Origin of the sequence: Nocardia barduliensis (assembly GCF_013315795.1) — a bacterium.
Classification (GTDB): Bacteria; Actinomycetota; Actinomycetes; order Mycobacteriales; family Mycobacteriaceae; genus Nocardia; species Nocardia barduliensis.
The window spans coordinates 16146-29498 of the sequence record NZ_JABLTE010000063.1 but is presented as its reverse complement, the minus strand read 5'-3'; the positions used below and the strand labels follow the sequence as shown (position 1 = coordinate 29498).

Below are 13353 nucleotides of genomic sequence, written 5' to 3'. Positions count from 1 at the left end.
CCCTGCGGGTTCAGGGCTGCCAGGGCGGGGTTTCCGGGAAGACCACCGGCAGTTCGGCCAGGGCGCGGTGAAAGGGCCCCGGCCGCCAGCTCAATTCGTGCAACGGCACGGCGGGCCGCAGCTCCGGGAGCGCGTCGAGCAACTGGTCGACCGCGTCCTGAGCGATCAGATATGCCGGGCTGCGGGCGGGACAGGCGTGCGGTCCGGCGCCCCAGGCCAGATGCGACCGGTTGCCGCTGTGGTTGTGCCCGCTGATCGCCGGATCGTTGTTGCAGGCCGCGAAGCTGATGACGACCGGCTGGTGGGCGGGCAACCACACGTCATCGATCAGGATCGGCTGACGCGGATAGGTGACCGAGAAGTTCGCCATCGGCGGGTCGGTGAACAACACCTCGTCCAGCGCGTCACGGGTGGACAGACTGCCGCCCAAGACGTCGCCGCCGAACCGGTCGTCGGTGAGGATCAGCAGCAGGGTGTTGATGATCAGGTTCTGCAATGGTTCGATGCCCGCGCCGTAGAGCACGACGAGCTGGTGGATCATCTCCGCGTCGTCCAAGTCCGCGGGATGGCGCAGCAGCCGGGTGGTGATGTCCTCGCCGGGCTGGGCGCGCTTGAGTTCGAGCAACCGCGACAGCGCGCTGGCGAGCATCCGATTGCCTTCTTCGGCGTCCACGCCGTCGAACACGGCGGCCGTCGCGGCGGCGACCTCCTGCCCGATCTCCGTCGGGCAGCCCAGCATGGCGTTGACCGCGGCGAAGGCGAGCGGGAACGCGTACTGCGAGACCAGATCCGCGCTGCCGGACGCGCAGAAGGCGTTGATCAGCGGGACCGCGATCTCTTCCACCGCGTCGTGCAAGCCGTGCAGGTCGACGGCGTCGATGCTCGCGGTGTTGGCCTGGCGGTAGCGCGCGTGTTCGGCGCCCGTGCTGCGCAAGGCGTTGGGCCGCCAGCTCAACACCGGCAGCACCGGGCAGTCGGCCGGGACGTTCGCCTGCCAGGTGCGCGGATCGGCGGGAAAATGCTCGGGATCGTGCATGATTCGCACGGCGGTGCGATAGCTGAGCACCAACGTGGCCGGCACGCCCGGCGCCAGCTCGACCGGCGCCATCGAACCGTAGCGGGCGCGCATCTCCCGATAGGCGCGATGCGGATCGGCCGCGAACTCCAGGGAGTGCAGCGACACCCGCTCGGTGGCAGTGGCGGTGGCGATGGGCGAACCGTGATGGTGCGCGGTCTGATCGAGGTCTCGGTGCGTGGTCAACGCGTGACTCCCACAGTAGAAGCGTCTTCGGCGAGTGCGCTCGGGCGAGTTCGACGCGCACCGTCGCGACGCCGCTGTCGGACGGTCCGTGCGGGTGCTCCGATGCGACGCCTCGGCGCGCCCGCGAGCGGATCGACAAACAGGATGGTCGGGTAGGTAGGTCGCGGACATCGGTAGCAGCGTGCGACCTGCGGCGATGCGCCTCTGTCCGTCGGCGCGGCAACCGGATTCGAGACGCACGGGCAGCGATCTCGTACCGTCACCGGCGTGACGATCACCGCTGGGTGAGCGTCCTCCGCGGTGACCCCGACCGTGCCGGCACGCGGCGAACACCGAAATCTTCGACGGCGCTGCGATATCCGCTACGAGCGGCGCGGCGGGACGACAGATCCGGTGGGAGAACCATGGGCCGCCGCGCGCTCGCATGCGCGGGAACACAAGGACTTCGGCGTGCGATGGCCTGGTGTATAACTTCCATCGGCCCGGTCGACTCCACCGACAAGCGATAGCGAGACACGATGCACGGTTACCTCAACCAGGTGTCCCAGAGCACGACGCCCTCCGGCTATCCGACGCGCGAGCCCGAGACACGCGCGGTCGAGCCGCCCCGTAGCGCGGATCTCGTGCTCAGCGCACTGCTGTGGTTGCTGCCCGCGACGCTGGCGGCCATGTCGGCGGTCCTCGCGCCGTGGTTTCTGATGGCGGGCGGGATCTGCGATTCCAAGCCGGAGTGCCGGGTCGACACCAGTGCGGGCGTCTGGATCATGGTCGGCGGCGGGATCTTGGGATTCGCTGTCGGCGCGTTGCTGTCGGGGATGGCGGCCCGGCAGGGACGGGCCTTGTTCCCTGGTGCGCTGATCGGCGCCGTTCTCGTCGTGCTCGCCTGGTTCGCCGCTTCCTTCCTCATGGGCTGACCCGCGGCGCTGCGCCGCCGCGTCCGGCCGTCCCGCTCCGAAAACTGGTGCGGATGTACTATTCGCCGGAATCACCCCACCGCGGGAGCTCGGGCACGGCCGGGCTGAGAGGGCGGACCGCGCGCTTCGCCGACCGCATGAACCTGTCCGGGTAATGCCGGCGTAGGGAGAGCGTTTCCGTCATGTCGTCGTCGACCCGTGCCACCGCGGGGCAGGAAGCCCCGCTGACCCTCGAGCAGCCCGCACCCAAGGTGCTCTCGTTCTGGGATCAGAGCGCGTTCTGGGCCAATCTGGGCGTCAGCCTCTTCGCGTTCTCGGGCGCGTACACGGTGCTCGCGCCCAACGCCGAGGGCGCCGCGCAGATCTCGATCGCCGCAGGCATTCTGGCGACCGTCCTCGGCACGGTGGTGGGCGGACTGATGCTCGGCGCGGCGGCGCTGACCGGCGCGCGCACCGGGCAACCCGCGATGGTCCTGCTGCGCGGGCTGTTCGGCGCGAAACTCAGCTACCTGCACACCGTGCTCAACATCGCGCAATTGCTCGGCTGGGGAACCTTCGAGCTGATCGTCATCGGCGACGCCGCCGAAGAACTGTTCGGCGGGGGCCCGCACTGGCTCTACGTGATAGCCGCGGGTGTGCTGACGACGGTGCTCACGATCTGGCCGCTGGGGTCGGTCCGGCTGCTGCGCCGGTTCGTGACCGCCGGTGTCGTGCTCGCCCTGGTCTGGTTCTATGTGCAGTTCTTCCGCGCCGGTCTGCCCGATCTGCGGGCGAACCCGGGACCCAGCGGCGGCGGGCCGTTCGGCGTCGACTGGAACCTTTTCTGGATCGCGACCGATGCCGCCTTGGCCGTCTCGATCTCGTGGGTGCCGGTCGCGGCCGATTACACGCGCCATGCACGCACCGGCCGCTCGGCATTCGGCGCGGCCAGTGGCGCCTACGCGCTCACCCAGGTGATCGCCTACGTTCTCGGCCTGTTCGCGCTGGCGCTCGCAACCGGCGCGGAGGGCCCGTACGCTGCGTTCTTGCAGGTGAGTCTCGGCGCGGTGTTCTTCTTCGTCTTCGTGCTGCGCGAGGCGGACCAATCGTTCGCCAACGTCTACTCCACCGCCGTGTCGATCCAGAATCTCGCGCCGCGCGTGGACCGCCGGGTGCTGTCCATCGGCCTCGGCGCCCTGATCACGGTGCTGGCTCTGTGGCTGGACATGGCCAACTACTTCGGATTCCTCGGGCTCATCGGCTCGGTGTTCGTTCCCCTGCTCGGGGTGCTGGTCGCCGACTTCTTCCTGCGTAGCGGCGGCGACTGGAACACCGCGAGCGACGCGCCGGCCCGGTGGGGAATGGTCGCAGCGTGGCTCACCGGATTCGTGGTGTACCAACTGGTCAACCCCGGCGACGCCGGTGTCTGGACCGAGTTCTGGGAGCAGTTCCGGCAGGCTGCGCACTTCACCGGGCAGGCGTGGATGAGCGCATCGCTGTTGTCGTTCCTGGCGGCGCTGTCGACGGCCTGGGTGGTGGGGCGGATCGCGGCCAGGACCGCGCCGGCGTAACCGATTTGCCACCATGGAGGGATGGGGCAGATTCGGATCGGCACCTCGGGATGGGTGTACCCGCCTTGGCGCGGGACCTTCTATCCGCAGGGCCTGACGCACAAGCGCGAGCTGACCTATCTGTCGGAGCGGCTCGACAGCGTCGAGATCAACGGCTCGTTCTATTCGCTGCAGCGTCCGTCCAGCTATCAAAGGTGGGCGGAGCAGACCCCGGACGATTTCGTGTTCGCGGTGAAGGGCAGCCGGTTCATTACGCACATGAAGCGGCTGCGCGACGGTGACGAGCCGCTGGCCAACTTCCTCGCGTCCGGCGTGCTGGCGCTCGGCCCCAAACTGGGACCGATTCTCTGGCAACTGCCCCCGACCTTCCGATTCGACGCGGACGTGCTGGACGCCTTCTTCGCCCGGCTCCCCCGCAGCACCGAGGCGGCGGCCGAGATCGCGCGGCGGCACGATCACCGGGTCGACTCCCCGTACACCAGCACAGACGCCGACCGGCCGATTCGGTACGCCCTCGAGATTCGGCACGAGAGCTTCGTGACCCCGGCGTGCACCGAATTGCTCACCCGCCACAACGTGGCATTGGTGGTCGCCGACGCGGCGGGCAAATATCCGCTGCTGGAGGAGGTCACCGCCGATTTCGTCTACATCCGGTTGCACGGTCACGACGAGCTCTACGTCAGCGGATACACCGACGATGGCTTGGACATGTGGGCCGAGAAGATCCGCTCGTGGGCCGGATCGGGCGACGTGTACACCTATTTCGACAACGACGCGAAGGTGCGGGCGCCGCGCGATGCCATAGCGTTGCGGGAGCGCTTGGATCCGGTCGTGTCACCACGGCCCGCGGGGTGACGACAGAGAGGTGGCGCCGGTGCGGCAGGTCGCGGTCTGCGGGCCGAGGGAGTGCACGGAACAGGAAGCGCAGTGGGCGCGCGCGGTCGGCGGACTCCTGGCGCGCGCGGGCGTGACCGTGCTCTGCGGTGGCGGCGACGGCGTGATGGCCGCGGTCGCCGCCGGTACCGCCGAGGCCGGTGGGCTCGTGATCGGCGTACGCCCGGACACCGACCGCGGCGCGGTGTGTCCCGGGTTGTCGGCGGTGCTGTTCACGAATATGGGTGAGGCGCGCAACGCGATCCTCGTCGAGTCGGCGGACGCGGTGATCGCCATCGGCGGCTCGTGGGGCACGCTGTCGGAGGTGGCGCTCGCGCGGCGGCGCGGCGGGATTCCGGTTGTCTCGTTGGGCGGTTGGGAAATTCGCGACGCGAACGGAAATCCCGTAGCGGCGACCATGGTCGCGGCCGACCCGGCCGACGCGGTGCGCCGGGCACTGGACGGGATCCCGCCGGCCGATCCGACCTGAGATCATCGGTCGAGGAGGGGCAGCCTCTCGACCTGAACCGCGCAACGGCGCGCCATTGTCACTAGGAGGCACCACTCGATGACCACCGCCGAACACAGCGACGAACCGCGCGGGCAAGGCGAACTCAGCGCTCGGACCGCATCCCCGTGGTGGCGCGTGTCGATCGCGGTGATCACGCTATTGGTGAGCGTGTGTTGCCTAGTGATGTTGTGGTTGCTGATGTCGGACGCCGCGTTTCCGTATCTCGTGCTCGCAGGCTGGGCACTGGTGCTGCTAAGCGCTCTGTGGCTGGTGATCGGGCTGTTCGGTGCGATCCGCTACCGGCGCTTCCGGCGGCTGCTCATCGCGCCCGGCGCTGTCGCACTGACCTGTGCGCTGACGTGGGCCGGCCTTCCGGAGGACCTCGGATGGCGGGTTTCCACCGGCAGTCTCGAACGCCTCGCAGCCGATTGCGAAACCTCCGCCCACGGCCGATACGGCGTCTACACCATCACCCGGGTGGTGAAACGCGATGACGGCTGCCTGCTCTACACCGACGGAGGCCTCATCGATCCCGTCGGATTCGCCTATTTCCCTCACGGCGCACCCAGCCAGGGCCCACCTCGCCACGACGGCGACGTCGGCTACACGCCCCTCGAAGGCAGCTGGTACCGGTTCGTAGAACGGTTCTGATCAGGCTGAACCTCATCGAGTCCCTGGGTGCCCGCGCCGGCTGTCGCGGCGCGCTCAAGGAGTTCGCCGTCCGACTCGATCCTGAACCGCGACGACCGGTGATCCGTCGCGGCCGCGGGCTAGGCCGACTGACGCAGGGGGTGCAGAGCCGCCAGCGCCCGCAGGGCGTCGGCGCGCGAGATGGGCTGGTCGTTCTCCAGGGCGGCCAGCTCCAGTTCGATCCAGTCCCGGATGAGCGCCGACATGGTCACGTTGCGCTGCTCGGCGGCCCTCTTCACCCGCTGGTGCAGCTCGAATGGGATGCGCAGCGACGTGGTGACGGTGACCGTGTCCTCGGCGCGCAGCGGCGGGGGCAGCTCGACCGGGTCCACGGGCGCGTCGGTGTATTCGAGACCGGACAGGAAGTCCTGGACGTCCTTCGGATTCGTCGGATAGTCAGTCATCGGCGTGCTCCCAACGCTCGAGTTCGGCCACCTGGGCCTCGGTCATCTCGACCGCGCCCAGGATGTCCCACTGCCAGCCCTCGGTGCGGCGGACAGCGACGATGAGTGGCCGGCCTGTCTCGGTCCGGCCCCACACCGTCAGGACCGCGAGTTCGTTCCGGCCACGCGCCTGCCGAGGCCATCGGCGGGCGCCCATGAGCACCTGCAGCACTTCGCGGGGATCGATCCCCACCAGCGACAACAGTGCCCACTCCGGCCAGTTATAACCCACGAACAGCGATAATACAAGTGTATTGCACCGGAGCTCACCTCGCTCGCGACCGCGAGAGATTCCAGCTCTGCCAGCTGTCCTCGTCGAGGTCGGCGCGCAGCCGGGCGCGGAGATCCGTGCGCAGCGGCTCGGGAAGGCGCTCGATCGCGGGCAGGATGTCCGGCGAGAGAGTGAGCAGGTACTCGGTGTCCAGCGATTTGCCTTGCTGCCAGCGATCGATGTTCTCCTCGGCGATCAATCGCTCCGGGTCGAGGACGGCGAGGACGAGCAGCGTCGCCATCGCGGTGCCCAGCACGGCGCGCGGCAACCACGCCCGGCGCAGCCGCGCGACCGCGACCAAGACCAGGATGTAGACCACGCCCAGCCACAATTCGCAGGCTTCCACCAGCAGACGCAGCACCGTGAAGCCGTAGGCCTGCTGGTAGGTCCACATCCGGCCCAGGGCCGAGGCGACGATGACCAGGGCGAGCAGGCTCACGGCCGAGAGCAGCCCGCGCAGCCACCACCGGTCGGCGGCGGTGTCCTGGGCGGCCCAGCGCAGCACGATCAGCAGCACGGCCAGGGTCAGCACGGTGACGGCCGACAGTTGCCAGAACCCGGTGCGGGCGTACTCGGCGTAGGTCAGACCCGAGGTCTGCTGGACGTAGTCGTCGCCACCGAAGAGAACGACGAACTGTGTCGCGACGAACGCCGCGAAGAGGATCGCGAGCGCACCGACCGGCAGCGCCCATTCCGTGCGGCGCAAGCTCCGCCCGCCCGCTGCCCCGGTGGCGGGCGGCGGCGGGCCCGCGAGCACGAACATCGCGCCGAGCGCACCGAGGGCGACCACGACGAACAGGACGATCCACCGCACCACCGACGGGATGTCCACATCCGGCGTCACGGTCTCGAGCAGCGCCGCGAACATCGCGTCGGCACTGCCGAGCAGCGGGACGAACACCGCGAGCAGCGCGAGGGTCACCGCAACCGACAATCCGAGCCGCCCCGCACGGGGAACGTTGCCCTCGCGCACCCGAGCGGTGCCCGCGTACGCCCACGGCACGGCGGCCACCGCCTCCAACCCGACCGCCAGGGTGTCGTAGAGGATCCCGTTCGCCGACCGGCGTCCGACCACCGCCAGCGAACCGGCGACGCATGCCGCCACGACGCACAACGCGAAGAGCCAGCCCGCGGCGCGCACGGCCCCCACCGCCAGCAGGGCGAGGGCGACCGTCGCCCACCACCAGCGGCCGGCGTTGCGCAGGTAACTCGCCTTGGCGCGTTCGAGCACCGGTTCGGCTTTATCGGACGCTTCTGCCGTCGCGCTCGTCACGCCTTTGCGGGCATTGCGGTCGACGAGAAAGACCGCCGAAGCGGTGATCACCGTGGCGAGGACCCAGCCGACGCCGGGCCGGTCCCAGTGGATCAGGATCGCCGCGGCGAGTCCGGAGACGAGCGCGGCGACCGCCACGCCCGGAGGGCACGCGACACGGTGCCACTTGGGCGGCCGCGCGATCACGGCCACGCCCGAGGACGGTGTGCCGGGACCGCCGTCCCGAGCCGGCGAGCCCGGCGCGGCGGTCCCCGCTGCCTGCTGCTCGCGACCCGGCGGCGGCACGTCCGATGGCGGAGCGGGTGGCGTGGCGGTCGCCTCGCTGGAATCGGCCGCGGATAGCGGGGATTCGGTGCTCGCGGTAAAGGTCGCGACTGTCGGCGCGGGTGCGGCGGTCGACTCGGTTTCGGGTTCTGGAGGCATGCTTCGTCCCTTCGATAGGCGTGCGGAATGGCCCCGGGGTCCGTCTTGGCGGTCCGGGTCAGGTGGCAGGGCAGGTCAGCGTCCGGGCAGGACCACCCGGATGCGGGAGCCGGGGTCGGCGACGGCGATGGTGCCGCCGTGCAGGTCGACCACCCAGCGAGAGATGGCGAGGCCGAGCCCGGTGCCGCCACCCGAGGTGCGGCCGCCCCGGGTGAACCGGTCGAATACCCGGGCGCGTTCGGCGGGCGGGATGCCGGGGCCGTCGTCCGCTACGTCGATCACGACCTGCCCCGGCGACGCGCGCACGGCGAGGCGGACTTCCCCGCCCGCCGGCCCGTGCCGAGCGGCGTTGTCGAGCAGGTTGAGCAGCACCTGATGCAGACGTGCGCGGTCGGCGTACACGCGCGCCGCGCCGGGCAGCACGTCGGTGCGAAAGCGCACACCGCGCCCGAGCGCGGCGGTCATGACCTCCGCTTCGGCGACGACGGCGGCCAGCAGCGGCGCGATCGGCAGATCCTCGCGGTCGAGCCGCAAAGCGCCCGCTTCGATGCTGGAGAGGTCGAGCAATTCCGAGACCAGCAGCGTCAGCCGTTCGGTCTGTGCCAGCGCGGTGCTCAGCGTCGCCGGGTCGGGTTGGGAGACGCCGTCGACCAGGTTCTCCAGCACCGCGTGCAAAGCGGTGATGGGCGTCCGCAATTCGTGCGAGACGTTCGCGATGAGGTCACGGCGCTGCTGATCCGCCGCGGCCAGGTCGGCGGCCATCTGGTTGAACGCTTCGGCCAGTTGCCCCACCTCGTCGCGGGAGCTCGCCCGCACCCGCAGGGTGTAGTCGCCTTGGGCCATTCGCTTGGCCGCCGCGGTCATCTCGCGCAGCGGCCTGGTGATGCCGTGCGCCAGGAATTGGGAGGTCACCAGCGCGATCACGACGGCGGTGATGGTGGTGCGCGGCGGCAGCCAGCCGATCTTGAAGCGGAAGAACCCGAACGCCACCCCGCCGGAACACAGCATGAGGATCGCCAGCTTCAGCTTGATCGACTTCACCGGGTCCAGCGGCCGCGGCAACAGCTCGGCCGCGCGGTCGCCCACCCGGCGCACCCGGCTCCACCTGGCGCGAACGGTGGCGTCGGGCAGGTTCGAGCCGATTCGTTCCGCCTCCGGCGCGCGGCCCGGCTCGGCGCTCATCGGGCCTCCAGGGCGTATCCCACACCGCGCACGGTGCGGATCAGGTCGGCGCCGAGCTTGCGGCGCAACGCTTTCACGTGGCTGTCGACCGCGCGGGTGCCTGCCGCGTCCGACCAGTCCCAGACGTCCTCGAGCAGACGCTCGCGCGCGAGCACCATGCGCGGGCGGCGAGCCAGCCGGGTGAGCAGGTCGAATTCCAGTGGCGTGAGCCGCGCCTCGACGTCCGCGCGCCAGACCCGGCGCTGGTCCACATCGATGCGCAGGTCGCCCACCAGGATCGTCGCGCCATCGCGGTCGGCCGCCCGATCCATCCGGCGCAGCAGTGCGTGCACCCGGGCGGCGAGCACGCGCAGCGAGAACGGTTTGGTCAGATAGTCGTCCGCGCCGACGCCCAAGCCGACGAGCTGGTCGGTTTCGTCGGCGCGCGCGGTCAGCATGAGTACCGGTACCGGACGGCGCGCCTGGATGCGCCTGCACACTTCCAGCCCGTCGAACCCCGGCAGCATGACGTCGAGTACCACCAGGTCCGGCTCGACGGCCTCGGCGGCGGCGACGGCCGAGGGACCGTCGTGCGCCAGGTCGACGGTGAACCCCTCCGCCCGCAGGCGCGCCGCGACGGATTCGGCGATGGTCAGCTCGTCGTCCACCACCAGGATCCGCCGTGCGGCCTGCGCCGGTGCGCTGTGTTCCATGCCCCGAACCCTAGCCACCGGCTGTGGAGAGATCCGGCCTCGAATGTGGAGATTTCGTGTGCATCGGCGGATCCGCGGGCGGGGCGTTTCACGGCCGCAACCACGGACGCTTGTCGATGCGTTCGATGTCGGTGTCGGTGATGCGGATCTTGCGCGCCATGCCGCCCTCCGGATCCGGAATGCGCCTCGATCGCGAGCCCGCGGTCGCACGCGCCTGAGTGCCGGGCCCGAGGTCAGGCGAACAGGCGCGCGACGAACGGGATGCTGTCGGCCAAGGAAGCGGCCATCGTGGCGCTGTGATCCTTCCCCGGATACACGTGGACTTCAGGGCGGACGCCGTGCGATGCCATGTCCGCCACCAACTTCGCGGTCAACGGGGCGGGCACGTCGGTGTCGTTCGTGCCCTGACCGATGAACAGCGGGCGGTCGTAGCCGGTGAGGGGAACGTCCATCACCGGGCGGGCGGTGGCCACGAAATCCCCGTCGGCGAGCGGACGGGAGAACAGCCGGTTGACCGGGATGCCCCGCGCCCGGTCGGCCAACGGCTGGAAGCACAGCGCCTCCGCGGCGGTCGCCAGTCGCTTGCCCTCGGGGCTGAGGTAGCTGTCCAGGTCGAAGCCGGGCCGCGCCGCTTTCAGTCCGTTCATCACGTACGCGAGGTAGGCGGTGAGATGCGCGTTGTCGATCGCAGGCACGCCGGGCCCGAGGAACGCAGCGGCGTCGACGACGTTCGAGGCCGGACCGGTGGCGACGGCGCCGCGGTAATCGAGTTCGGGGGCGTAGCGCGTGGCCAGCGACGCGGTGAACACCGCGGCGCCGCCGCCTTGGGACTGGCCGATCGCGACCCACTTCGACGACAGCGAACCGTCGACCGCACGGGCCGCGCGCACCATGTCGATCGCCGCGTGCGCCTCCGCCCGCCCATCCAGGTACGCGTGCGGACCGGGGGTGCCCAGACCGATGTAGTCGGTGGCCACGACGGCGTAACCCTGACGCAGCCAGGTCGTCAGGTAATCCAGATCGCGTTTGCTGCGGCCCGCGGTCGAAGGAGCGCACTCGTCGGCGAGGCCGACCGTTCCGTGTTCCCAGGACAGCACCGGCCAGCCGCCACTGGGCGGTGTGCCCGCGGGAACGAACACCGCGCCGCTGGACAGCGCGGGCTGGTCGTCGGAGGTGCGGGTCCAGTAGGTCAGGCGGCGGGCCGTGCCCGTGCCCTCGATCCAGAGTTGTCCTGGCAGCGCCGCATCGGTCGCCACCGTGCCCGGCGCCGCGCCCGCCGACGCCGGGTCGGCCACCGCCGAACCGGCCGACGGCCCCGCCAAGAGCAGTGCCGCGACGGCCACGCTGATTCCCGCACGTCGCACCGACATGGGCGCCACCTCTCGTTCTCGACTCGCCGTCTCGACGAGACACTGTAACCCGGCATTTTCCGTCGAAACGCGCGGTCTCGATGCTGCTGTCGCGTCGCTTCGGCAGGGCGTCGGCATCCAAGGCGCGGGCAGAGCGCTCGGCCCGCGCCGTAATCTGTTCCACCCGGGTCGCCTACGATCGCGAAGGTGATCACGGTGGCCACTTGGAACGTCCTGCATCGCGTCCACGCCGAGAACTGGTACGAGGACGTCGCGACTCGCTGGCCGGACGAGGGCGCCCGGATCGCCGAGATCACCGCGCGGGTGGCCGAACGCACCGAACGGATCATCGCGTTACAGGAGGTCAGCGGTGATCAACTGGCCAGCCTGCGAATGGCGCTGCCGGACCGGACGATCCACGCGATGCGGTATCAGCGGCTGCCCACGCCGCGGCGCATGCCCAGTTCCCTGCTCGACGGCGGGGAGTACCTCGTGGTGCTGACCGCAGAGCCGAGCCGGGAACTCGCGGCCGAATCCTTCGCCCACGATCACGGCAAAGGCGCGCTGGTCATCGACGCGGGCGGGCTGACGGTGATCGCCACCCATGTGACCGGCGACCGGCGGCGCGCCGAGCAGCTGTCCCGCCTGGCCGAACTCGCCTCGGAAGCACCGGCGAACGCCGCGGTGCTGCTCGGTGACTTCAACACCGACCGCGCCTCGGTGGCCGCCGGACTCGGTGCCGACTTCGCCGTCGCCGAGTACGCCGACGGCGCGGCGCCGACCCGCCCGCGCTCCTCGGGCGCGAAATCCCAGCACATCGATCACGTGGTCGTGCACGGCGCGAGCGTCACCGCGGCGTCGGTGGACGACGTCGGCGGGGTGTCCGACCACAACCTCGTCCACGCGACCGTCACGGTGTGAGCGGAACGCCGGTCCGCCTTACCGCCTTCCCACCGAAGCGGAATGGGAATACGCCTGTCGTGCGGGCAGTTCGGCCGTTCGTTACGGCGAGTGGGACGAGATCGCCTGGTACCGGGCCAATTCCGGATCGGCCGTACACGAGGTCGCGACCAGAGCGCCGAACGCGTGGGGTCTGTACGACACGATCGGCAACGTCTCGGAATGGTGCTGGGACGTTTACGATCCCGCGGTCTACGGCCCCTACCGGGTGTTCCGCGGTGGTGGCGCGTTCGACTTGCCGCGCAGTTGCCGCGCCTCGTGCCGCCGTAAGAGCCACCCGACCTTTCGCATCGACGACCTCGGCTTCCGGGTCGCCCGCGCGCCGCCGACGCGACGACATAGTGTTCGCGGCTACGACAGGCGGTAGTATGAGTCGGTGCGAGATCCGACGGTGATGGCGGCGCGGCTGCGCGGCGCGTTCGTCGGTTCCGCGGCCGGGGCGGTGAGCATCGCCGCGCACGCACTCGGCGGGGGCGGCATGTCTCCGGGCGCCTCGCCGCTCGCCACACTGATGGCCGTCTGCGCGGCGGTGGGCGTATTCGTCGGCGCGCGACCGCACCGGCACGGGTTCATCGAGGTCATGGCGACGCTGGCGATCGCACAGGCCGTCGCGCACCTCGCAGCCACGCTGTCGACCGCCCACCACCACGACGCGGGCGCGACAACGGTCATGCTCGGCACCCACCTAGCGGCTGTTCCGCTCGGCGCGCTGCTCATTCACGCCGCCGAACTGGCTGTGCTGCGCGCGGCCTCCGAGATGCGGCGGACGGTGCGCGTCCTCGCCGACGGCCCGAGTGCACCGGTCGATATCAGCTCACTCGCGTCGGGGCGTGCGCTCCCCCGGCCACGGCGCCTGCTGCTCAGTTCCGGCTCCGGCCTGCGCGGCCCACCACCTCTTCGCTGACTCCTGCACATTGCAGGCGGACATCCCGGTCATCGACGCCGAACGTCCGATGCGCCG

General features: G+C 70.3%; 15 protein-coding genes and 1 riboswitch. Of the genes, 8 read left to right on the top strand and 7 right to left on the bottom strand.

The features are described 5' to 3' along the window. Window positions 1-10: 10 nt before the first annotated feature. Window positions 11-1261: a cytochrome P450 family protein gene (locus tag HOV91_RS24625; protein ID WP_174187770.1), complete on the bottom strand. Its 1251-nt coding sequence runs from the start codon at window positions 1259-1261 to the stop codon at window positions 11-13. Window positions 1262-1779: 518 nt separating this feature from the next. Here HOV91_RS24625 and HOV91_RS24620 point away from each other — a divergent pair. From HOV91_RS24620 to HOV91_RS24600, 5 genes are all read left to right on the top strand, one after another. Next, window positions 1780-2175, top strand: coding sequence for a hypothetical protein (locus HOV91_RS24620; protein ID WP_174187769.1), 396 nt, complete (start codon window positions 1780-1782; stop codon window positions 2173-2175). A gap of 71 nt (window positions 2176-2246) precedes the next feature. Then, window positions 2247-2361, top strand: a riboswitch (TPP riboswitch). After that, window positions 2358-3725, top strand: a complete 1368-nt coding sequence (locus tag HOV91_RS24615; protein ID WP_174187768.1) for a purine-cytosine permease family protein — start codon at window positions 2358-2360, stop codon at window positions 3723-3725. Its footprint overlaps the riboswitch before it by 4 nt. 21 nt (window positions 3726-3746) lie before the next feature. Then, a complete protein-coding gene (locus tag HOV91_RS24610; protein WP_174187767.1) occupies window positions 3747-4580 on the top strand; it encodes a DUF72 domain-containing protein in 834 nt (277 codons plus the stop codon). Between the two features lie 19 nt (window positions 4581-4599). Further along, window positions 4600-5088, top strand: coding sequence for an SLOG cluster 4 domain-containing protein (locus HOV91_RS24605; RefSeq protein ID WP_174187766.1), 489 nt, complete (start codon window positions 4600-4602; stop codon window positions 5086-5088). A 156-nt stretch (window positions 5089-5244) separates the two neighbouring features. Further along, complete coding sequence (locus HOV91_RS24600) at window positions 5245-5760, top strand: hypothetical protein (RefSeq protein WP_174187765.1); 516 nt, start codon at window positions 5245-5247, stop codon at window positions 5758-5760. Between the two features lie 119 nt (window positions 5761-5879). On the opposite strand, the gene HOV91_RS24595 is transcribed toward HOV91_RS24600, so the two are convergent. From HOV91_RS24595 to HOV91_RS24570, 6 genes are all read right to left on the bottom strand, one after another. Then, entirely contained in the window at window positions 5880-6203 is a 324-nt protein-coding gene (locus tag HOV91_RS24595; RefSeq protein ID WP_174187764.1) for a ribbon-helix-helix domain-containing protein, read from the bottom strand. Next, complete coding sequence (locus tag HOV91_RS24590; protein ID WP_043692499.1) at window positions 6196-6474, bottom strand: hypothetical protein; 279 nt, start codon at window positions 6472-6474, stop codon at window positions 6196-6198. The genes HOV91_RS24595 and HOV91_RS24590 overlap by 8 nt, the downstream gene beginning before the upstream one ends. A gap of 34 nt (window positions 6475-6508) precedes the next feature. After that, window positions 6509-8209 (bottom strand): DUF4153 domain-containing protein, encoded by a 1701-nt coding sequence (locus HOV91_RS24585; RefSeq protein WP_174187763.1) that lies wholly within the window; start codon window positions 8207-8209, stop codon window positions 6509-6511. Window positions 8210-8284: 75 nt separating this feature from the next. Beyond that, a complete protein-coding gene (locus HOV91_RS24580; RefSeq protein WP_246350698.1) occupies window positions 8285-9217 on the bottom strand; it encodes a HAMP domain-containing sensor histidine kinase in 933 nt (310 codons plus the stop codon). 170 nt (window positions 9218-9387) lie between these two features. Next, the gene (locus tag HOV91_RS24575) at window positions 9388-10083 is read right to left on the bottom strand and encodes a response regulator (RefSeq protein ID WP_174187761.1); all 696 of its coding nucleotides are present in this window, start codon (window positions 10081-10083) and stop codon (window positions 9388-9390) included. Between the two features lie 233 nt (window positions 10084-10316). Then, window positions 10317-11453 (bottom strand): lipase family protein, encoded by a 1137-nt coding sequence (locus tag HOV91_RS24570; protein WP_217441102.1) that lies wholly within the window; start codon window positions 11451-11453, stop codon window positions 10317-10319. 186 nt (window positions 11454-11639) lie between these two features. Between HOV91_RS24570 and HOV91_RS24565 the strand changes: the two genes are divergently transcribed. The 3 genes from HOV91_RS24565 to HOV91_RS24555 are packed head-to-tail and all read left to right on the top strand — an operon-like array spanning window position 11640 to window position 13296. Beyond that, a complete protein-coding gene (locus HOV91_RS24565) occupies window positions 11640-12353 on the top strand; it encodes an endonuclease/exonuclease/phosphatase family protein (protein ID WP_174187760.1) in 714 nt (237 codons plus the stop codon). Then, the gene (locus HOV91_RS24560) at window positions 12253-12759 is read left to right on the top strand and encodes a formylglycine-generating enzyme family protein (protein ID WP_312884755.1); all 507 of its coding nucleotides are present in this window, start codon (window positions 12253-12255) and stop codon (window positions 12757-12759) included. Before HOV91_RS24565 ends, HOV91_RS24560 begins: the two co-directional genes overlap by 101 nt. Window positions 12760-12768: 9 nt before the next feature. Continuing rightward, the gene (locus HOV91_RS24555; RefSeq protein WP_174187759.1) at window positions 12769-13296 is read left to right on the top strand and encodes a hypothetical protein; all 528 of its coding nucleotides are present in this window, start codon (window positions 12769-12771) and stop codon (window positions 13294-13296) included. Window positions 13297-13353 lie beyond the last annotated feature (57 nt).